The organism is Microbacterium sp. LWH3-1.2 (genome assembly GCF_040675855.1).
Lineage (GTDB): Bacteria > Actinomycetota > Actinomycetes > Actinomycetales > Microbacteriaceae > Microbacterium.
On sequence record NZ_JBEGIK010000001.1, the window covers coordinates 3,391,121 to 3,411,319 of the forward strand.

At 66.9% G+C, this 20,199-nt stretch carries 19 protein-coding genes; 8 read left to right on the forward strand and 11 right to left on the reverse strand.

Annotated elements, in window-relative coordinates:
* From MRBLWH3_RS15815 to MRBLWH3_RS15830, 4 genes are read right to left on the reverse strand one after another with little or no spacing between them, the layout of a single operon-like run.
* Positions 1-240, reverse strand: a complete 240-nt coding sequence (locus MRBLWH3_RS15815) for a hypothetical protein (RefSeq protein WP_363433881.1) — start codon at positions 238-240, stop codon at positions 1-3.
* Positions 237-1,313: an LLM class flavin-dependent oxidoreductase gene (locus MRBLWH3_RS15820; protein WP_363433884.1), complete on the reverse strand. Its 1,077-nt coding sequence runs from the start codon at positions 1,311-1,313 to the stop codon at positions 237-239. Before MRBLWH3_RS15820 ends, MRBLWH3_RS15815 begins: the two co-directional genes overlap by 4 nt.
* Positions 1,310-2,302, reverse strand: coding sequence for an ATP-grasp domain-containing protein (locus MRBLWH3_RS15825; RefSeq protein ID WP_363433887.1), 993 nt, complete (start codon positions 2,300-2,302; stop codon positions 1,310-1,312). Before MRBLWH3_RS15825 ends, MRBLWH3_RS15820 begins: the two co-directional genes overlap by 4 nt.
* Entirely contained in the window at positions 2,299-3,567 is a 1,269-nt protein-coding gene (locus MRBLWH3_RS15830) for an acyl-CoA dehydrogenase family protein (protein ID WP_363433890.1), read from the reverse strand. The genes MRBLWH3_RS15825 and MRBLWH3_RS15830 overlap by 4 nt, the downstream gene beginning before the upstream one ends.
* Before the next feature lie 284 nt (positions 3,568-3,851).
* On the opposite strand from MRBLWH3_RS15830, the gene sfnG reads away from it, so the two are divergent.
* The 4 genes from sfnG (at position 3,852) to MRBLWH3_RS15850 (ending at position 9,949) form a co-directional block, all read left to right on the forward strand.
* Complete coding sequence (gene sfnG, locus MRBLWH3_RS15835) at positions 3,852-4,982, forward strand: dimethylsulfone monooxygenase SfnG (RefSeq protein ID WP_363433893.1); 1,131 nt, start codon at positions 3,852-3,854, stop codon at positions 4,980-4,982.
* Positions 4,983-5,015: 33 nt separating this feature from the next.
* Complete coding sequence (locus tag MRBLWH3_RS15840; protein ID WP_363433895.1) at positions 5,016-6,260, forward strand: acyl-CoA dehydrogenase family protein; 1,245 nt, start codon at positions 5,016-5,018, stop codon at positions 6,258-6,260.
* Between the two features lie 525 nt (positions 6,261-6,785).
* Complete coding sequence (locus MRBLWH3_RS15845; protein ID WP_363433898.1) at positions 6,786-7,397, forward strand: hypothetical protein; 612 nt, start codon at positions 6,786-6,788, stop codon at positions 7,395-7,397.
* Positions 7,398-7,435: 38 nt separating this feature from the next.
* Positions 7,436-9,949: a signal peptidase I gene (locus MRBLWH3_RS15850; protein WP_363433900.1), complete on the forward strand. Its 2,514-nt coding sequence runs from the start codon at positions 7,436-7,438 to the stop codon at positions 9,947-9,949.
* A gap of 38 nt (positions 9,950-9,987) precedes the next feature.
* Here the strand turns inward: MRBLWH3_RS15850 and MRBLWH3_RS15855 are convergent, their stop codons facing one another.
* A complete protein-coding gene (locus MRBLWH3_RS15855) occupies positions 9,988-10,692 on the reverse strand; it encodes a TetR/AcrR family transcriptional regulator (RefSeq protein ID WP_363433903.1) in 705 nt (234 codons plus the stop codon).
* 96 nt (positions 10,693-10,788) lie between these two features.
* Between MRBLWH3_RS15855 and MRBLWH3_RS15860 the strand changes: the two genes are divergently transcribed.
* Both MRBLWH3_RS15860 and MRBLWH3_RS15865 read left to right on the forward strand, forming a co-directional pair.
* Positions 10,789-12,087: a glycosyltransferase gene (locus tag MRBLWH3_RS15860; protein WP_363433905.1), complete on the forward strand. Its 1,299-nt coding sequence runs from the start codon at positions 10,789-10,791 to the stop codon at positions 12,085-12,087.
* 1 nt (position 12,088) lies between these two features.
* Complete coding sequence (locus tag MRBLWH3_RS15865) at positions 12,089-12,757, forward strand: hypothetical protein (protein ID WP_363433908.1); 669 nt, start codon at positions 12,089-12,091, stop codon at positions 12,755-12,757.
* 163 nt (positions 12,758-12,920) lie between these two features.
* On the opposite strand, the gene nrdF is transcribed toward MRBLWH3_RS15865, so the two are convergent.
* Genes nrdF through nrdH form a run of 4 tightly spaced genes read right to left on the reverse strand, consistent with a single transcriptional unit; the run spans position 12,921 to position 16,767 of the window.
* Positions 12,921-13,895, reverse strand: a complete 975-nt coding sequence (gene nrdF / locus MRBLWH3_RS15870) for a class 1b ribonucleoside-diphosphate reductase subunit beta (RefSeq protein WP_363433910.1) — start codon at positions 13,893-13,895, stop codon at positions 12,921-12,923.
* 51 nt (positions 13,896-13,946) lie between these two features.
* A complete protein-coding gene (gene nrdE / locus MRBLWH3_RS15875) occupies positions 13,947-16,100 on the reverse strand; it encodes a class 1b ribonucleoside-diphosphate reductase subunit alpha (RefSeq protein ID WP_363433913.1) in 2,154 nt (717 codons plus the stop codon).
* Complete coding sequence (gene nrdI, locus MRBLWH3_RS15880; RefSeq protein WP_363433916.1) at positions 16,085-16,531, reverse strand: class Ib ribonucleoside-diphosphate reductase assembly flavoprotein NrdI; 447 nt, start codon at positions 16,529-16,531, stop codon at positions 16,085-16,087. Before nrdI ends, nrdE begins: the two co-directional genes overlap by 16 nt.
* Before the next feature lie 2 nt (positions 16,532-16,533).
* Positions 16,534-16,767 (reverse strand): glutaredoxin-like protein NrdH, encoded by a 234-nt coding sequence (nrdH, locus tag MRBLWH3_RS15885; protein ID WP_116196298.1) that lies wholly within the window; start codon positions 16,765-16,767, stop codon positions 16,534-16,536.
* A gap of 401 nt (positions 16,768-17,168) precedes the next feature.
* Here nrdH and MRBLWH3_RS15890 point away from each other — a divergent pair, with 401 nt between their 5' ends.
* Positions 17,169-18,377 carry an MFS transporter gene (locus MRBLWH3_RS15890; RefSeq protein WP_363433919.1) on the forward strand — a complete coding sequence of 403 codons (1,209 nt, stop codon included), beginning with the start codon at positions 17,169-17,171 and terminating at the stop codon, positions 18,375-18,377.
* Positions 18,378-18,735: 358 nt separating this feature from the next.
* Here MRBLWH3_RS15890 and MRBLWH3_RS15895 read toward each other — a convergent pair whose 3' ends face one another.
* Positions 18,736-19,140 (reverse strand): pilus assembly protein CpaE, encoded by a 405-nt coding sequence (locus MRBLWH3_RS15895; protein ID WP_363433922.1) that lies wholly within the window; start codon positions 19,138-19,140, stop codon positions 18,736-18,738.
* Positions 19,141-19,166: 26 nt separating this feature from the next.
* A complete protein-coding gene (locus tag MRBLWH3_RS15900; protein ID WP_363433925.1) occupies positions 19,167-19,517 on the reverse strand; it encodes a hypothetical protein in 351 nt (116 codons plus the stop codon).
* A gap of 126 nt (positions 19,518-19,643) precedes the next feature.
* Here MRBLWH3_RS15900 and MRBLWH3_RS15905 point away from each other — a divergent pair, with 126 nt between their 5' ends.
* Positions 19,644-20,141, forward strand: a complete 498-nt coding sequence (locus MRBLWH3_RS15905; protein WP_363433928.1) for a MarR family winged helix-turn-helix transcriptional regulator — start codon at positions 19,644-19,646, stop codon at positions 20,139-20,141.
* Positions 20,142-20,199: the final 58 nt, after the last annotated feature.

Consider the following 20,199-nt stretch of genomic DNA (forward strand, 5'->3'; position numbering starts at 1 on the left):
TCAGGCTGTGCTCTCGTCATGAGTGAGTCGGCGCGGGTAGCGGGCCGAGGCGGCGGCTCCGCAGCTCATGAACCACCGCCGGCTGCCGGCCCGGGAGTTGACGGCGAAGGAGAGCTCAAGGGCGGTGTCGTCCGCCGCAAGCCACTCTCGCACGGGGATGCCGGCGTACGGGAAGGCCTGCGCCAAAGGCGCGAACCAGTCCGGGTTCTCAGGGATGACGTGGACGGGAGCGGTCCTCACGGTGCCCCTCCGGAAACGACCGGGGCGAGCTGATGCTCCGCGGTCGGAGCCCACGCCCGCACGAGGGGGATGACATCGCGGGCGACCCGCTCGAGCTCCTCTCGCTGAGGGGAGGCCTGAAGCAGGAGGGTGTCCACGCCGACCTCCTGGAAGGCGAGGATGCGCTCGGCGACCTGCTCGGGAGTGCCTACGAAGTTCGGCCGCAGGCCACGGTTCGAGACGGAGTAGTCGCGCAGGTCGAGAACGTGCTCGAGCTGCGACTTCGAGATGAAGTCGCGATACGACTCGTACGCCGGCCCCTCGGTGACGTCCGTTATCCGTGCGAGCTCGGCCTGCGCCTCCGCCTCGGTGTCGCGCACGATGATGTACGCCGCCATCCCGAAGTGGGCGAACGGGGCGAGCCCGGCGTCTGCGCGGCGATCGCGCATCTCGGCGATCTTGGCGTGCAGTTCGTCGACCGTGCCGCCGTGCGTCAGGTACGCGTCGGCGAACCGGGTGATCGACGCCTTACCGGCCGGCGACTCGCCACCCGCATAGAGGATCGGAGGGGCCGCGGGCTTGGGCTGAAGGTGGGCATCCTCGACGTGGTAATAGTCGCCCGCATGGTCGAACCCGTCCTGAGTCCACAGGCCGCGGAGAATCGTTGCGAACTCCTCCGTGCGCGCATAACGGTCGTCGTGAGCGGAGAAGATGCCGCCGTACTGTCGGGCCTCCTGCTCCCACCACGCAGACACGACGTTGAGGCTGAACCGCCCGCCGGACAGCTGCTGCAGCGTCGCCACCTGCTTGGCGGTCACGGCCGGCAGGTGGAACCCCGGGCGGATGGCCGCCATCACCTCGATCCGCTCCGTCACGGCCGCCAGTGCCGTGGCGACTGTCCACGCCTCGAGGCTCGGCGCCGAGATTCCCTTGATGTCGTTGAGATTGAGCTCGGGGACGAGCGTTACATCGAACCCGTTGCGCTCGGCGAACCTGGCGAGGTCCGCCGCATAGCCGAAGTCGACCGGCATCCCCTCGTCTTCGACGTTGCGCAGCCACCCTCCGAAAATGGGGGTCCAGTACCCGAACCTCATGCCGTGACCACCCGCGGTGCGTGCTGCTCGAGAAGCGCGCCCAGATAACGGGCCACCTCCCGCGCGCCGGAAACGGCGGAGGAGGACTCGACAGCCGGGTTGTAGTTCGTGTTCGTATTGATGTCGTAGGTCACGGTACGGCCGTCCTGCGTCTCGATGAACTCGATCCCCGCCACCGCGATGCCCGCCCCCGAGAGCAGCTCCTCGTAGCGACGGATGAGCGGATGCGCTGCTGTGATGTCGCGACGAAGCGAGAACAGGTCGGCGGGCCCGTCGATGAGGCATACCTCGCCGATCTGCCCGGAGCCTCCCGCGGAAGCGGATGCGGGGAGGGCGCAGGCATCCGCGGGGCAGAGCTCGAAGCTCCCCGCCGAGGTGTCGACCCGCACCGCATAGATGAACCGCCCGCCCGCGAACTCCGCGCGGGTCACGAACGGCTCACGCGCCGGCAGGTACTCCTGCAGCAGAGTGATGCCGTCGACCGGCTCTTCGAAGTCAGGCCCCGCGATGTACGCGTCGAACTCGGCGTACGAGTCGAAACGGCGGACGCCGAGGCCCTTGCCCCCCTGATTGTGCTTGGTGATGAACGGCACCGGCAACGTGCGGGATTCCTCGACGAGACCTTGGCGACCGAACACGGCCGTCGTCCGGGGGACGTCGAACTGGTGGCTGCGAAGCAATGCGTGCTGCGCGACCTTGCTGACTTCGAGTTCGAGCACGCCGCTTCCGTTCACCACGACCCGGCCATGTGATTCGAGCCAGCGCAGCAGCGCCCGCGCGTACTCCTTCGTGGCCGCGTGGCCGCGCGTGTGCGCCGAGGCGCTGATCCGCGACCAGTAGACACCCTCGGCCGGCACCGAGCCGAGGTCGAGGGTGCCGCCGGTGAGCAGGATCTCCTCAACGGGCACGTGCTCCGCCTCGAACGCGGCCTGGAGCGGGGAGAACCACTCGGGGTTCTCGTGGATGACATAGACACGCGGAGACGTCATGACGCTACCGGCGTCCCTGCCTCCGAGGCCGTTCGTTGCGCGCCGATCGCCCACACGTACGGCACCGGCGTCGAGTTGATTGCCCAGTCGCCGACGATGCGCTGCTTGAAGATGACGGGATTGTGCGACGAGACGGTGCGGGCGTTCCGCCAGAACCGATCGAGCTTCTTCGACTCGGAGGTCGCCGAGGCGCTCAGCGCGTTGAGGACCTTGCTGGTCGCCTCCAGCGCCAGGTCGACGAGCACGATCTGCCCCTGGGCCGAGTCCAGCTCGGCGCGCTGGTTCGCGGCCTCCTCGGCGGCCAGGTCGTGCGAGAAGTGTGCGAGATATGCGTCCTGTGCGGCCTTCGCCGATCGCACCGCGATGGCGCGCGCGGCGAAGCCCTGCGCCGTCGCGACGCCTACGACCTGCTGCACGAGAGGGTCCTGGCTCCACTGCGGACTGGAGCCGTGGCTGAACACGCGCGTGCGGCTGCGCGCCTGGCCGGCGACCTCGGAGGCGGCCGCCTGGACGATCCCGGCGAGAGTGGCCAGGTGGACGAGCTGATAGAAGGCGGTCTGATACCGGAAGCGGTCGGTGAACACAGTGATGTTCGCCTCGTCCACGCGGGCGTTCTCGAGCACCGTCGTGCCGCTCCCGGTCGTGCGCTGACCGAACCCGTCCCAGTCATCGCTGATGCGCACGCCGTCCTGGTGCGCGCTGACGACCGCGACGACCGCGACGTCGTCCTCGTCGCGGCCGGCGTAGACATCGAGCCAGTCGGCGTAGATGCTTCCCGTGCTGTAATACTTCGAACCGTTGACGACGAGGTCGTCACCGACGCGACTGACGCGGGTCTTGACGTCGCCGACCTTCACATCGCCCACCTCGGTCCAGGCGTTCCCGGCGATCTCCCCCGCAACGAAGCGGGCGAACCACCCGGACTGGTCGCTCACCGCATGCTGGTTGAGGCGGTCCTCGACGTACGCGAAGTGACCGCGCAGGGCCTGTGGGATGTTCGCGTCGGCCGCCGCCAGCTCGGTCAGCAGCTCGATCAACTGGGGAACCGAAGCCCCGCCGCCGCCATACCGCTGCGGCACCCGTACGGCGCCGAAGCCAGCCTGCTTGAGGAGCGCGATCTCCTCACGCGGGAGGCGGCGCTCCTGTTCGCGCGCCACCGCGCTGGCCGCGATCCGAGCGAAGATCGGGCGGAATCGCTCGGCCAGCTGCTCGTAGTCTGCGCCGAGCGAAATCTCGCCGCGCACAGAGCCGGGCACGTGGGTCATGTCGGAGGTCCTCTCGTATCGGGACGCCCTCCGCGACAGCTCGGGCCTCGTCGAGGCCACGACTGCGAGGGCGATCCGAAGCACGATATGCGCCCCGGGCGTCATCGCTCCAACAGATGAGGAGTTGCGACGCGGATTTCGTCATCCGCAGTCATCCAGCGTCAAGAAGCGCATCTTTTCGGGGTCCGAATTGATTCGCCGCTCCTTCGCGGCCAGGTTCGTCGTCAGCCGTTTATGCGATTCGCCTCGCGCAGTGCTCCGCCGCCGGAGCAAGAAGGAGTGTCATGACCGATTCAGCCGCGGTCCACCAGCCGCTGAAGTTCGCCTACTGGGTGCCGAATGTGTCCGGGGGCCTCGTGGTCTCCACGATCGAGCAGCGCACGTCGTGGGACTACGACTACAACGTCGAGCTCGCACGGACCGCCGAGCGGGTCGGCTTCGAATACGCCCTCTCTCAGGTGCGCTACCTCTCGAGCTACGGAGCCGCGCAGCAACACGAGTCCACGTCCACGAGCCTCGCGCTCCTGCTGGCGACCGAGAAGCTCAAAGTCATCGCCGCAGTGCACCCCGGGCTATGGGAGCCGGCTGTCCTGGCGAAGTTCATTCTGACCGCCGACCAGTTCTCGAAGGGCCGCGCGGCGGTGAACGTGGTCTCCGGCTGGTTCAAGGACGAGTACACCAAGCTCGGACTGCCGTGGCTCGAGCACGACGAGCGCTACCGCCGCTCGGGAGAGTTCATCGAGGTGCTGCGCAAGCTCTGGACTGAGGAGAACGTCCAATTCCGCGGCGACTTCTACCGCGTCGACGACTTCACGCTCCGCCCCGGCCCCTACCCCGTTGCAGGTCGGCCCCACCCCGAGATCTTCCAGGGCGGAAACTCGACCGCCGCACGTTTCAACGGCGGAGCGCACTCCGACTGGTACTTCTCCAACGGCAAGGACTTCGACGGCTTCACGGAGCAGTACGACGACGTCACGCGCGTGGCCGCCGAGCACGGACGAACGGTCCGATTCGGCCTGAATGGCTTCGCGATCGTCCGCGACACCGAGGCGGAGGCGCGCGAGCAGCTGCGCGAGATCATCGCGAAAGCCGACGCCGGGTCGGTCGAAGGCTTCCGCAGATCGGTCCAGCAAGCCGGGCCGTCGACGGCCGACAAGAAGGGGATGTGGGCCGACTCGACGTTCGAGGACCTCGTGCAGTACAACGACGGGTTCCGCACGCAGCTCATCGGAACCCCCGAGCAGGTCGCCGAGCGCGTCGTCGAGTACAAGAAGCGCGGCGTCGATCTCCTCCTGCTCGGGTTCCTGCACTTCCAGGAGGAGCTCGAAGCATTCGGGCAGACCGTGATCCCGCTCGTGCGCGAGCTCGAGGCCGAACTTGAGCGCACCGGCGACCCCGTCGGCGTCGCCCGCTGACCCCGATTCACCCCGACCCATCGAGAGGACCCCATGACCGACACGACCTTGACCACCGCGCCCGACCGGCTGCTTGACCGCTGGGAGGAGACGCCTCGGCCGACCACCGCTGAGCAGTGGCTCGCCCGTGCGCAGGAGGTCGCCGACATCCTCGCTGCCGACGCCGTCGAGCGCGACCGCGCCAACGCGGCGCCGTTCCATGAAGTCCAGCTGCTGAAGAACGCCGGCCTCGTCACGGCACTCGGCCCCACCGCCCACGGCGGGGCGGGCCTGCGGTGGGACGTCGTGCTGAAGATCGTGCGCATCATCGCGCGCGCCGACGGCTCGATCGGCCAGCTGCTCGGATACCACTACCTGTGGGCGTGGGCCGTGCGCCTGGTCGGCACCGAGCCGCAGATCGCCGCCGTCGAAGAGCTCTACACAGCGAACAACCTGTTCTTCGGCGGCGCGGTCAACCCGCGCGACGGCGACCTCGAGATCGTGGAGGACGGCGACCAGCTCGTCTTCAACGGACGCAAGTCGTTCTCAACGGGCGGCCGGGTCGCAGACCTCACCGTGCTCGAGGGCGTCCTCCGCGAGACGCACATCTTCGCGATAGTTCCGACGGCGCAGGAGGGCATCGTCTTCGCCGGCGACTGGGACAACCTCGGCCAGCGGCTGACCGAGTCGGGAGCTGTCGAGATCACCGACGTGCGTGTCGACTGGGCAGGTGCCGCCGGCTTCGTCGACAAGGTGTATCAGCCCCTCGTCTACAACACCCTCAATGTGCCGGCGCTGCAAGCCGTGTTCAACAACTTCTACCTCGGTATCGCCGAGGGCGCCCTCGACACCGCCGTGGCCTACACCCGCGAGCACACGCGAGCGTGGCCGTACGGGGGCGAGAACAAGGAGCGCGGCATCGAGGAGTTCTACATCCTCGAGGGGTACGGCGAGTTGGCATCCAAGGTCTGGGCAGATGCCGCCCTCATCGACCGGATCGACCAGGAGATCAGCGATGTCCTGCACGCCCCGCGCGAGGAGCTCACCGAGCGCCGTCGCGGGGAGGTGGCGGTGCGCATCGCCGCAGCGAAGCTGCGGATCATCGACGACGGATTGGCGGTCGCCACGAAGATCTTCGAGCTGACGGGCGCGCGCGCCACCGCAAACAAGGTCGGCCTCGACATCTACTGGCGCAACCTCCGCACGCACAGCCTCCACGACCCGGTGCCGTATAAGAAGCGGGAGGTGGGCACGTTCGTGCTGCGCAACGAGATCCCGCAGCCGACCTGGTACAGCTGACGCACCTCTCCGTCGGCGAAGACCCCCGGGACGACCCGGGGGTCTTCGGCTCAGCCGGCGGACATCCAGGGCATCTCCTGGTCGAACGCACCGCTCTCTGCCCGTCATGCGGCGCGAACCCCGTCATCCATTCGCATCGGCGACCACCGGCGACGCAGGCACCGCCTGTGGGTCCAGCGCGTCGGCACGCCTGGCAGTTCGACGCGTTGACAGCAAGGGGTCGACGGCGCGACGAGCGCCCGTCGGTCGCCCAGCCGGACGATCGCGAGGAGCCGTCCCGCGGGAGTCTCTTCGGTCGTTCGTCAAGTTCCGGCAAGGTCACGTCTGAGGTGGCTGTCGGGATCTGATAATGCAGAGGCGGTGGTGTCTGTCCCCCGAACGGCCGACTTGTGGCGTCAGCGGGCATTGCAGAACGCTAGGAGGTGGTACTGGTGCTTCTCTTCCTCGCTGTGGCTCAGGGCGCAAGCGGACGCTGGCCGGTGCACGATCTCCTGTTTCAGCTGTCACAACTGAAAGGTTCTCGTCATGAAGACGCCTTCTACGCGAATTCGCACCATTGCCGCCCTCGCTGCCGGACCGGTCGCCGTACTGATTGCCGGCGGAATGGTCTGGCAGGGCTCGCAGGCCGCGTTCACGGCCACCACCCGCAACGCGGGAAACTCCTGGACCACAGGGAGCGTGTTCCTCACGGACGATGACCTCGGCGCGGCCGCGTTCAACGTCGAGAACCTCGTTCCTGGCCAGACGGGCCAGAAGTGCATCGTGGTCACCTCGAATGCCACCGTCCCCGGCGAGGTGCGGCTCTACTCCGACAACCTCCTGTCCGCGAACGGGCTGGAGGACCGGATCTTCCTCCAGGTCGAACAGGGCACGGGCGGGTCCTTCAACGACTGCACCGGGTTCAGCGCGGCAGGCGCCGCCATCGCTGATCAGCCACTGTCCACCCTCGCAACGACCCACGCAGATTACGCGACCGGCGGCGCGGCGTGGCAGACCGCCGGAACGGACGGGGAGACCCGCAGCTACCGGGCAAGCTGGCGTTTCGACACCACGGGCATGACGCAGGCGCAGATCGATGCGCTTCAGGGTGCGAGTGTCGGCATCGACCTGGTGTGGGAGCTGCAATCGGACGAATAGTCGACGCGTTGGCCTGACGGCGTGGCGATGACAGCCCTGTGACTCCCGAGCCACCGGGACGACTCGAGGGCGGCCTGTTCTCCGCGGACGGCTGGGCGGCGTTCATCGCGGCCACCGTGTCGCGGCTGTATCTGGGGGTGCTGCTCAGCCTTGCCGTCATCGCCGTGCTGCCCGCGCTCTTGGGCTGGCAGGCAAGTGTGGTGCGCAGCGGCTCCATGGAGCCGCACATCAGCATCGGTGATGTCGTCGTTGCGGCCGGATTCGATCGCAGTGACCCTGTGCCGGTGGGCGGTGTTGTCCGGTTCACGAGCCCGGCCGAGGCGGAACCGGACGGGCGGGCGAAGGCTCGGCTGCACCGGATCGTCGGCGTCAACGACGACGGGACGTTCACCACGGCCGGCGATGCGAACGCTGATGTCGACAGCACACCGCTGGAACGGAAGCAGATCACCGGCCAGGCCCGCCTGCTGGTTCCGTATATCGGGTTGCCCGGCCTCTGGCTGAGCAACGGAAACCTGACCGCCCTGGCGCTGTGGTCCGTCGTGACGGTGCTCGCCGTCGCCGCCACGGTCTACGCCAGCCGCCCCACGGCCATCGCCCTGGGCAGGAATGCCAGCCCCCCGATACCCGTCGACTCTGCGGGCGGTCGCGGGGGCGGACCTGCTGCTGTCAGCAGTCCTGCCGCGGCCGACTCGCCCACCGCGACCGCTCTGCCCCCCGCGAACCGCAGGGTCTCGATGCGGCGGCTTCGAACGGTGGTCACCGTCGTTCTTGTCCTTGCGCTGTGCGTCCTGGTGGTGCTCGGCGCATCCGGGTTCACGTCCGCGGCGTTCACGTCGACGACCGCCAATGCGGGGAACAGCTTCCGGGCAGCCGCCGACTGGGCGCCGCCCAAGGTCAGCATGACCGACCCCGGAACTCCGGTGAAAGATGCCATCACCCTCACCGCGACCGCCAGCGACGCGGAATCCGGGATCCGCGATGTCGCGATCCAGTACCTCCGGTCCGACGGCTCCTCCTGGACCACAGTGTGCACCAGGAGCACACCGCCGTACTCGTGCTCATGGAACACCAAGACCGTCACGGACGGCTCCTACACCCTCCGAGCGACCGCCACGGACAACGCCGCCCACGCCGCAACCTCCGCCACCGTGGAGACGGTGGTTGCGAACAGCCTGGTGGTGGTTCTGACGAATCCCGGTGAGATCCAGCGCGGCACGGTGAACCTCCAGACCACGCTCTACAGCCCGGGTACCAGCCTCTACTCGGTGCGGGTGGAGTACTCCGTGGCCGGGGCGAACAACTGGAAGACGCTGTGCGCGGCCGTCCTCGCGCCGTACAACTGCTCGTGGGTCACCACGGCCTTCGCCAACGACTACTACGACCTGCGCGCGGTCGCCGTCGCCGGCACGACCAGCACGTTCTCCGCGCCGGTGACCGATGTCCTCGTGGACAACCAGGCGCCCACAGTCACCATGACCGACCCTGGCACGCCTTTGAGCGGAACGGTGCCCTTTGCTGCCACCGCCGCTGACGCTCATTCCGGCATCGCCCAGGTCGCACTGCAATACTCCCAAGCCGGCACCGGCCCGTGGACTAACCTGTGCACTGTCACCGCGGTACCGTACTCCTGCCGCTTCGACACCACGACGTTGCCCGATGGCAGCTACAGCTTCCGCGCCATCGCAACCGACGCGGGCGGGCTCAGCACCACATCCGCGACCGTCGCCAACCGCACCGTCAACAACACGATCTCCTCCGTCTCCCTGCAGGACCCCGGGGAGTATCTCACCGGGATGGTGGCGCTGGCCGCCGCGGCGAACTCGACCGCGGGGGTGGCGTCCGTGGGCATCCAGTACGCCCCCGCGGGAACGACGACCTGGACGACAGCCTGCACCGTCACGACCACTCCCTACACCTGCACCTGGGACACCCGAACGCTCGCGGACGGCCTGTACGACTTCCGCGCCGTCCTCACCGATACCGCGGCGCGGGAGACGATCTCCGCCACCGTGGCCGCCCGCCGGGTCGACAACAGCCCGCTGCGCGGCACGGATATTCAGACGGCCAACGGCTCCGCGATCGCGGGACGGCTCGGCACCGGCGACGCGATGACCTTCACTTACAGCCAGCAGGTCAACCCCGCGACCGTTTCCCCCGGCTGGAGCGGCAGCGCTCTGGCGGTCACCGTCCGCCTGCGCGACGGAAACCTCGTGGCGCTGGGAAACAACGGCGACACGATCGACATCCAGCGGCAGAGCAGCACAGTGAACCTCGGCACCGTCAACCTCAGCCAGAACTACGCCAAGCCGCGCAAGACGGTCGTCTACAACGCCACCATGGTGGCGACCACCACCGCCATCAACGGAGTGCCGCGGACCGTCATCACCGTCACGCTCGGCAGCGTCGCCACCGGCGCGAACGGCCTGCGCACGGTGACCGCGCCATCCACCATGGTGTGGACCCCGACCGCAACTGTCACAAACCTCACCGGGACACCGTCCTCGCGGGCCCCGGTCAACGAGCCAGGGGCGGTGGACCGGGAGTTCTAGATCCCCCAGCCGGCTCTGACAGCCGGATATCTGAAGACCTACTCGCTCCAGTGCCCGGTTTCGAGGAGCAGTCGCGGGAGTGCGTGCTTGAGCCATTCCCCGAGGTGATCCACGGTCCAGCCCCGATCGATAGTGAAGGCGAGGAAGGACTGAGGTGACAGCGTCGTGGCAAGGATGTCGGCCCCTTCCTCGACACTAAGCCCGGCTCGTAGCTGGCCGTGCTCGGCGAGCGATCGGACCACGCGTACGCATCCGTCGAGCCGCAGTGCTTCGCTCCGCACCCACCACTCGGCGATGTAGGAGTCGGACATATAGGCGGCTCGGCCGACGTCGCTGATCGCGGACGTGCGTGCATACACCGGCAGCGCTGCGTCCACCCAGAGTTCGAGCGCCTGGACTCCGTCAGGCTCTTCCAGCGCGCGGCTGAATGCCTCTGTCTCGTCCGGTCGCCCGATCTCGCCGTCGCGCGTGCGACCCAGGACGGCGTTGCCGACGAGTTCTTCCAGCAAGCCGCCCTTCGTGCGGAATCCGAGGTACACCGTTTGGACGGAGACCCCGGCTCGATCGGCGATGGCCGTCATGGTGGTGTCGTGATAGCCGTGCTCTGTGAACTCGGCCAGCGCGGCATCCATGATCCGCCACCGTGTTTCGAGGGCTTTCTGTCGGCGCACGCCGCGGTGGGCGGCGGACGCGCCCGGGGTCCGAGTGTTCCGCCGATCAGGCTCGGCAGGGGCGTTGGTCACATCGAGAATGATACTAGATACGTTCACTAGTGGTGCACTATAGTGACTTGCTAAAGCGAAATCCTCCCGGACATCGTCATCCGTAAGGGGGTCGACATGCGGATTCTCGTCGCGACAGTCCCGGCAGCGGGGCACTTCAACCCGCTCACCGGGCCGGCCGTTCGCCTGGCGGAACGCGGCCACGATGTCAGGTGGTATGCCGGCCCCGAGTACGCGACCCGGGTGGAGCGTCTCGGGCTCGAGGTCATCCCCTACGCGGCAGCGACCGAGATCACGGCCGACAACGTGAACGCCCTCTTCCCGGAGCGCCAGAAGCTCAAAGGCCCGAGGGCCATCGAGTTCGATGCGGACGTCTTCTTCTCCCGTCCGGTCGGTGCCCAGTTCCACGACATCCGTGACGCACGTGAGCGATTCCCGTTCGACGCTCTACTTATCGACGGTGCGTTCTATGCCGGCTACCTCGCCGCGAAACTCCTGGACGTGCCCGTCTTCACGATGGGCTCGATCGCCGCGCCGACGCTGCGGGGAAGCAATCCGATCACGCCGTTCTTCGGCCTGCGTCCGGCGCGGACATTCGTCGGCAAGGTCGTCAACCGCATCGCTCGCGCCATGCTCCTTTCCGCCAGCCGGAAGGCTGTCGAGACCTTCAACGGCTTCCTCGCGGAGGAAGGGCTGCCGCCGGTGACCGTCGAGAACTACTTCGACTGCACCCAGCAGCCGGACGTCGCACGTCGCGTCTTCAACGTGGGGCTTCCCGAACTCGACTTTCCCGACGCATACGTTCCGCCCCACACCGCGTGGGTCGGCGCGTTGCTGCCGCACCGTCCGAGAGCGACGGCATCCCTGGGCCCGCGCATCGTGGAGCGGTCGGGTCACGTCGTGGTCGTCTCGCAGGGAACCGTCGACAACCACGACCCGCGCAAACTCATGATCCCGGCGATCGACGCGTTCGCGGGCGGCGACCGGCTGCTCGTCGTCGTGACCGGCGGCGTCGGAACAGACGATCTGCGCGCCCGCTACCCGCACGACAACGTGCTGATCGAGGACTTCGTCGACTTCGACCTGCTCTTCCCGCACACGGAGCTGTATGTCACCAACGGCGGACTCGGTGGCGTACTCCTCGCGCTCAGCCACGGCGTCCCGCTGCTGGTCGCCGGCACCCGCGAGGGCAAGGGCGACATCAACGTCAGACTCGCCTACCGCGGCCTCGCGGTGGACCTCCGCTCTGAAACACCCTCCGCCCGGGCCGTCGCACACGGCGCGGAACGTGTGCTCAAGGACAGCGAAATGAAAGCGCGGATCGCCGCTGTGCGCGCAACCCTGGCGGAGTACGACTCCGTCGGCATCATCGAGCGCGGACTACTCGACAGCCTGACCGCGAAGGGGAGCGAGTGACATGGACACCACGCAGACGGACGCCAGCGACCGCACCGGCCGGGCGCGAGTGCGGCCCGCAACGCTCAGCATCCTCGCTGGCGCACTCCTCGGGGTCACCTGGGCCGCCGGATTCCGGGCATTCATGGCGGAGATCGCCGGCCCCGAGTCCACGTTCAGCTGGTACGCGACCTTCGGAGTGGTGCTCGGCGGCGCAGGAATCGTCGGCGGACTGCTGGGCTGGGCGGACCACATCCGCCGCACGGGCGGTCGGCTGCACTGGCGGTGGCTCGCATTGTCGCCGCTCATCCTGGCTTTCCTGCCCCTCACCGTGCCGGGAACGCTCGCGGCACTCGCGCAGGGCATCGGCACGGCCGGAATGGCCGTCGCTCTCATCGCCATCGGGCTCGGCTACGCCTTCGGCGGTCGGGGCCGCGCCTGGATGCGCGTCATCGTCGGCGTCGTCTCGGCTGCGGCGGCCATCGCCCTCGTAGCATTCACTCCGATCATCAGCGAGGGGCGCATCTCGTTCGCCGACCCCCGCGGCGCGTGGGCGGGAACGCTCGCACTGGGCTCCATCATCGTGCTCGGCCTCGCGACGTCGATCCCCTTCAGACAGGTGCTTCCGCAGAGCCGAATTGCCGATACGACGCCCATCCTGGCGGCGGACCGGACGCCGAACCCACCGTGATCCTCTCGTTCCTGCTATGAGGGACCTCGGGTGGGTGGCGGTGCTGATCAGCCCAGGCGTTCCGGTGTTCATTGAACGGACCTGAGTCGCGCACGGCGATGAGGTCACGTAGACCCCCGCCCAGATCCGACCTGCTGATTTTACGCTCGATCAGGGATTCCTCTTAGAAATCCCAGTCCTCGTCCTCGGTGGCCTCCGCCTTGCCGATGACGTACGACGAGCCCGAACCGCTGAAGAAGTCGTGGTTCTCATCTGCGTTCGGTGACAGGGCCGACAAGATCGCAGGGTTCACGTTCGTGACGGTCGAGGGGAACATCGCCTCGTAGCCCAGGTTCATAAGGGCTTTGTTGGCGTTGTAGTGCAGGAACTTCTTGACGTCCTCGGTGAGGCCGACGCCGTCGTAGAGGTCCTGCGTGTACTGCACCTCGTTGTCGTAGAGCTCGTAGAGCAGCGAGAACGTGTAGTCCTTGATCTCGTCGCGCTTGGCCTGGTCGACCGTCTCGAGCCCCCGCTGGAACTTGTAGCCGATGTAATAGCCGTGCACGGCCTCGTCGCGGATGATGAGGCGGATGAGGTCGGCCGTGTTGGTCAGCTTCGCCCGGCTCGACCAGTGCATCGGCAGGTAGAAGCCCGAGTAGAAGAGGAACGACTCGAGCAGGGTCGAGGCGACCTTGCGCTTGAGGGGCTCGTCGCCGCGGTAGTACTCCATGACGATCTGAGCCTTCTTCTGAAGGTTCTCGTTCTCGACCGACCAGCGGAACGCCTCGTCGATCTCCTTCGTCGAGCACAGCGTCGAGAAGATCGACGAGTACGACTTCGCGTGCACCGACTCCATGAACGCGATGTTCGTGTAGACGGCCTCTTCGTGCGGGGTGATCGCGTCGGGGATGAGCGACACCGCGCCCACCGTGCCCTGGATCGTGTCGAGGAGCGTGAGCCCCGTGAACACGCGCATCGTGAGGGCCTGCTCCTCAGGGGTGAGCGTATTCCACGACTGTATGTCGTTCGACAGCGGCACCTTCTCGGGCAGCCAGAAGTTGTTCACGAGGCGGTTCCACACCTCGAGGTCCTTGTCGTCCTGGATACGGTTCCAGTTGATCGCCTGGACGTGGTCCAGGAGCTGGAGCTTCTCGCTCATCTTTCTCTCTCTTCGCGTTTCGTCTCGCTGGGCTGGCTCAACGGCCGGTCTTCAGAGCGTGCACGAGACGCACTCGCTCATGTCCGTGCCCTCGAGCGCCATCTGGCGGAGGCGGATGTAGTAGATCGTCTTGATGCCCTTGCGCCAGGCGTAGATCTGGGCCTTGTTGATGTCGCGCGTGGTCGCGGTGTCCTTGAAGAACAGCGTGAGCGACAGACCCTGGTCGACATGCTGGGTGGCGGCGGCGTAGGTGTCGATGACCTTCTCGTAGCCGATCTCGTACGCGTCCTGGTAGTACTCCAGGTTGTCGTTCGTCATGAACGCGGCCGGGTAGTAGACGCGGCCGAGCTTGCCTTCCTTGCGGATCTCGATCTTCGCCGCGATCGGGTGGATCGACGACGTCGAGTTGTTGATGTACGAGATCGAGCCGGTCGGCGGCACCGCCTGCAGGTTCTGGTTGTAGATGCCGTGCTGCTGGATCGAGGCCTTCAACGCACGCCAGTCATCCTGCGTGGGGATGTGGTGGCCGTCGAACATCTCGGCGACCTTGGCCGTCGCAGGCGCCCACTCCTGGTCGATGTACTTGTCGAAGAACTCGCCCGACGCGTACGTCGAGTCGGCGAACCCGTCGAAGGTCTCGCCGCGCTCGATGGCGATCTTGTTCGAGGCCGTCAGCGCGTGGAACAGCACCGAATAGAAGTAGATGTTCGTGAAGTCGACGCCCTCTTCCGACCCGTAGTAGACGTGCTCACGGGCGAGGTAGCCGTGCAGGTTCATCTGGCCCAGGCCGATCGCGTGCGAGCGGTCGTTGCCGTCCTCGATGGAGCGGACCGAGCGGATGTGGCTCTGGTCGCTCACCGCGGTGAGGGCACGGATGCTGGTGTCCACCGTCTTCGCGAGGTCGCCGCCATCCATCGCCAGGGCGATGTTGAGCGAGCCCAGGTTGCACGAGATGTCCTTGCCGATCTGGTCGTACGACAGGTCCTCGTTGAACGTGGTGGGCGTGTTGACCTGCAGGATCTCGGAGCACAGGTTGGACATGTTGATCCGGCCCTTGATCGGGTTGGCCTTGTTCACCGTGTCCTCGAACATGATGTACGGGTAGCCCGACTCGAACTGGATCTCGGCGAGGGTCTGGAAGAACTCGCGGGCGTTGATCTTCGTCTTCTTGATGCGCGGGTCGTCGACCATCTCGCGGTACTTCTCGGTGACGGAGACGTCGCCGAACGGCACGCCGTAGACGCGCTCGACGTCGTACGGGGAGAAGAGGTACATGTCCTCGCCGTTCTTGGCGAGCTCGAACGTGATGTCGGGAACGACGACGCCCAGCGACAGCGTCTTGATGCGGATCTTCTCGTCGGCGTTCTCGCGTTTGGTGTCGAGGAACCGCATGATGTCGGGGTGGTGCGCATTGAGGTACACCGCACCCGCGCCCTGACGCGCGCCGAGCTGATTGGCGTACGAGAAGGAGTCCTCGAGGAGCTTCATCACGGGGATGATGCCGCTGGACTGGTTCTCGATCTGCTTGATCGGCGCACCCGACTCGCGGATGTTCGACAGCAGCAGAGCCACGCCGCCGCCGCGCTTGGACAACTGCAGGGCCGAGTTGATGCCACGGGCGATCGACTCCATGTTGTCTTCGATCCGCAGCAGGAAGCACGAGACGAGCTCGCCGCGCTGCGCCTTGCCGGCGTTGAGGAACGTGGGAGTCGCGGGCTGGAACCGACCCGAGATGATCTCCTCCACCAGCGCGGTGGCCAGCTTCTCGTCGCCATCGGCCAGCGCGAGCGCGGTCATGACGACGCGGTCCTCGAAGCGCTCGAGGTAGCGCTTGCCGTCGAAGGTCTTGAGCGTGTAGCTCGTGTAGTACTTGAACGCCCCGAGGAACGTCTCGAAGCGGAACTTCTTCGAGTAGGCGAGGTCGTTGAGCTTCTGGATGTATTCGAACGAGTACTTCTCGAGCACGGCGCCCTCGTAGTACTCCTTCTCGACCAGGTAGTCGAGCCGCTCCTTGAGCGAGTGGAAGAACACCGTGTTCTGGTTCACGTGCTGCAGGAAGTACTCCCGCGCCGCGCGCTTGTCGGCGTCGAACTGGATCTTGCCGTCGGCGTCGTACAGATTGAGCATCGCGTTGAGGGCGTGGTAGTCCAGCCCAGAGAAGCGTGCCTGTGTCTTGCAGTCGGTCTGCGTCAGAGTTCCCACCATCGTTCCAATCCCGCGTTCACGCGTTCCACATCTTCGGGCGTGCCGAATACCTCTAGCCGGTACAAGTGCGGCACGTGACACTTACGGCTGATGATGTCGCCGGCGACGCAGAAGTGGTCGCCGAAGTTGGTGTTCCCCGCGGAGATGACCCCGCGGATGAGGTTGCGGTTGCGCTCGTCGTTGAGGAACCGGATGACCTGCTTCGGAACGGCGCCCTTCTCGACTCCCCTGCCCTGGCCTCCGCCATAGGTGGGTGTCACAAGGACGTAGGGCTCGTCGACCACGAGCACCGGATCCGTCGAGTGAAGCGGGATCCGGACCGCTCGCGCGCCGAGTTTCTCGATGAAACGCGCCGTGTTGCCCGACACGCTCGAGAAGTAGACCAGCAGTGGCGCGCTCGTCGCGACGCCTGGCGCCGCGAGAGCAGACATGGTCAGGCCAGACGTGAGGCGAGCTCGTCGATCTTGTCGGGGCGGAAGCCCGACCAGTGGTCCTCATCGGTGATGACGACCGGCGCCTGGAGGTAGCCCAGCGCCTTGACCTGCTCGAGGGCCGCGGGGTCCTCCGAGAGGTCGTGGATTTCGTACTCGATCCCCTTGGAGTCGAGTGCTCGATACGTCGCCGTGCACTGCACGCACGCGGGCTTCGTGTAAACCGTGATCGCCATGTCGATTCCGTCTCCTCAGTGCTTCCCCCGGTGGCATCCGGTGCTCTTCCCCGGTAGTCCCCCCACCGGGAGTCCAATACTACATATGGGTACCGACATTGGATACCACCACAAGGGCTAGTAGTTACATCGGTGTGATTTTCCACCGTTCTCCCCATGTACAACACAGGTTGTCCACGGATCCATCCACAGCCGCAAGCGCCTGGAAAAGGCCAGGATCACGGGGCTTTCGAACGCCACTGTCACATCCGTCCACAAGCGAGAAGCGAGCCAGCGCGTCCGACACCGGATTCAGCTGTGGATAACCGATCCGGCGTGTCGCGGGCGTGTCGCGCATGGTCGGGGCGCGGTGCCCGTGATGCCGTACCAGAACGTCGCCGGGCGTACCGTAACGTTGTCGGGTGGCCGGCTACAGGGAAGTTCTCCGCACCCCCGGGGTGGCCCGTATCATCGCGGCTCAGCTGACTGCTCGCTTCCCCAACGGGATGATCAGCCTCGTCATCCTCCTGCATATCGAGGGGATCACCGGCTCGTACGGCGCGGCAGGCGTGGTCCTCGCGGCGGTGTCGATCGGCCAGGCGCTCGCCGGCCCGGTCACGAGCCGCTGGATGGGCCGCTGGGGCATGCGCAGGGTGCTCACGCTCACCACCGCAGTGGCCGCCGCCTCGCTGACCGCGATCGCGTTCCTCGTCGCGCCCGTCCCGGTCTACATCGTCCTCGGCTTCATCGCGGGCGCCGCGACGCCGCCGATCGTCGCGGCGGTGCGCACCATCTACGCCAAGATGGTCAACTCCACGCAGCTGACCGCGCTGTACTCTCTGGACGCCTCGCTGCAGGAGTTCATCTGGATCCTCGCCCCGGTGCTCATCACCTTCGTCGCGACGCAGGCCGGCACGGTCGTCGGCCTCATGCTGGTCGTGGTGGTCCTGGTGGCAGGCGGCGCCTGGTTCATCCTCTCCCCCGAGGTCGGGCGCGTGCGCATCCCGCGCAGCAAGCGCTCATTCGGCAAGGTGCTGACACGGCCGCCGATCCTGCTGGCGACGGTCATCGGCTTCCTGCTCATCGGCTCGTTCGCGGCCGTCGAGGCGAGCGTGGTGGCGACCTTCGACCACGGCGGACTCGAGGCGGGACTCGTCCTTGCGGTGTTCTCGATCGGCAGCCTCGCCGGCGGCCTCACCTTCGGGCACCTGCCGATGGGCCGCTGGGCCATGGCACGGCGCCTGACGGTCGTGGCCATCGGGCTCGCCCTCACCGCGCTGTGGGTCAACGTGTGGTGGATCGGCGCCACGCTCTTCCTCGCGGGCATCGGCATCGCGCCGGCCCTCGCTGTGCTCTCAGCGGTCACGACCGCGAGCGTCAAGTTCAGCGACACCGCAGAGGCGTTCGGGTGGGTCGGCACGGGCCAGCTCATCGGCGCGGCGGCCGGCTCGGCCGTGGCCGGCATCCTCATCGACGGCCCGGGCGGCGTCACAGCGGCGTACACGTCCGCCGCGGCGTTCTGCGCGCTGGGCCTGCTCGTCGCCATCGTGTTCGCGCGCGGCCTTCCCGACCTGCGCGTGCGCGGCGCGAGCCCGATTCCCGACACCGAGCCGGTGACGACCATCGGCTGAGCAGCCTGCGCGGGGTGCAGGAGAGCGATGCGAACGGCACAGTCACCTTCACGGCGATCTCTCCCGCGTGCTCCTCGGGGCGCTGGCCGCACATCCGCTTCGAGGTATGCGACGACATCGTCACGGCCGTCGCGAGCGACCCGATCGTGAAGACGAGCCAGATCGCCCTGCGGCCCGAGACCAACGACGCCGTGTGTGCGACGAGCGGCTACGAACAGAGCGTGCGCAACGCGTCGCAGGTGTCGCTGCAGAGCGACACCGAGTTCTGCGACGACGGCGCGTCCATCAGCGCGCCACGATCTCGGGAGCGGCGTCGGCGGGCTGCACCACCGCGCTCACGATCGACCTGTCGAGGCGGTCAGGCGAGGCGGCGCAGCAGTTCCAGGAGGGCGAGGGCGTAGGCGTCCGCGGGCTCGGGATGCTCGAACACCCGCCGCTGGCCACCGAGCACGATCTCGACCTCGTGGTTGTCGGGCAGCCGCCGAAGCGACCGGAACGCACCCCGCAAGAGTTCGCGCAGCTGGTGCTCGTGGGGCAGCCACAGCGCGTCCTCGAGGGCGACGGAATCCAGCGCCCACTCGGTCGTGCCGTTGAAGGCGAGGATGCGGCCGGTCGGGTACTCGCGCGGCTCGATCGTCATCTCGCTGACGGTGAAGACGTCCGCCTCGAACTCCGGCTCATCGAGCTGGAAGCGGTCGCCCGAGCGCGGGTGCCACACCAGGCCCGCTTCGCGCAGCGCGATCGCCATTTCCGTCGAGATCACTCCACCATTCTGACGCGAGCGAGAGTTCAGGCGGCCATGGCGTCGATCGGCGGCGCCTCACCCGGGTGCCCCACGATGGCCTCGTCATCCCATTCCAGGACGATGCCGCGACTCGAGGTGGCCTCGTTGGCGAGCTTGCGCAGGTACTCCGAATCCAGGGCCTCCGGTTCTGGTTCGTCGAACACGAATCGCAGTGGGATGGACGGCTGCATCCACAGCGATGTCCTTCCCCCGGTCCCCTCACCGCGGTGACGCCAGGTGAGCATGAAGCTCTCGCCGCGACGCAGTTTCGTCGCGGCGACCACCTTCACGTGGGCCAGCACATGGTCGGGAATCTCGGCGGGACGGGCGTCTGCGCCGTAGTACAGGTAGGCCATCTCTCTTTCCTCCTCATGCGCGGCGGTGGCAGATCTACCACCTTCTGTCAATCTCAGTAAACATGTATCACAGATTCTGTGAAACTCAATAGCTTTCACACCAAGTGAGAGAGTATGGTAGGTCGCATGCCCCAGAACGTCGTACGCCGGGAGGGTGAGCATCTGTACTCGATGGAGCCGCAGTCAGAGGCCGGCAGACTGCTGAGCGAGGCCATCCTGCATCTGCGGCGTGCGGAGCGACACCAGTCCGACCGCGCCGTGCGCGCGTCCGGGATGTCGAACGTGGATCTCACCGCGCTCCGCTACCTCGTCCAAGGCATGCGCGACGAGCGCGACCTCGGTCCCAAAGACCTCATCGTGATGCTCGACACTTCCAGCGCCACGGTCACCAACGTGGTCGAGCGTCTGGTCGCCCGTGACTACATCCGGCGCGTCCAGCACCCCACCGACCGGCGGGCGCACTTCCTCGTCCCGACCGAGGAGGCCGTGCGGTGCGTCGACGACGCCTTTGCGGCACACCACTCCACGATCGTCGACGTCATCGACCACCTCCCCGACGACGAGGCCCAGGTCGCCGCAAGCGTGCTCACGAAGATCGCCGACGCGCTCGATACCGTGAGCTGAGGGGCACCGTCGGGTTCCGCTCGCCGGCACACCGCGCCGATCGCGCCAACCTGCGCCG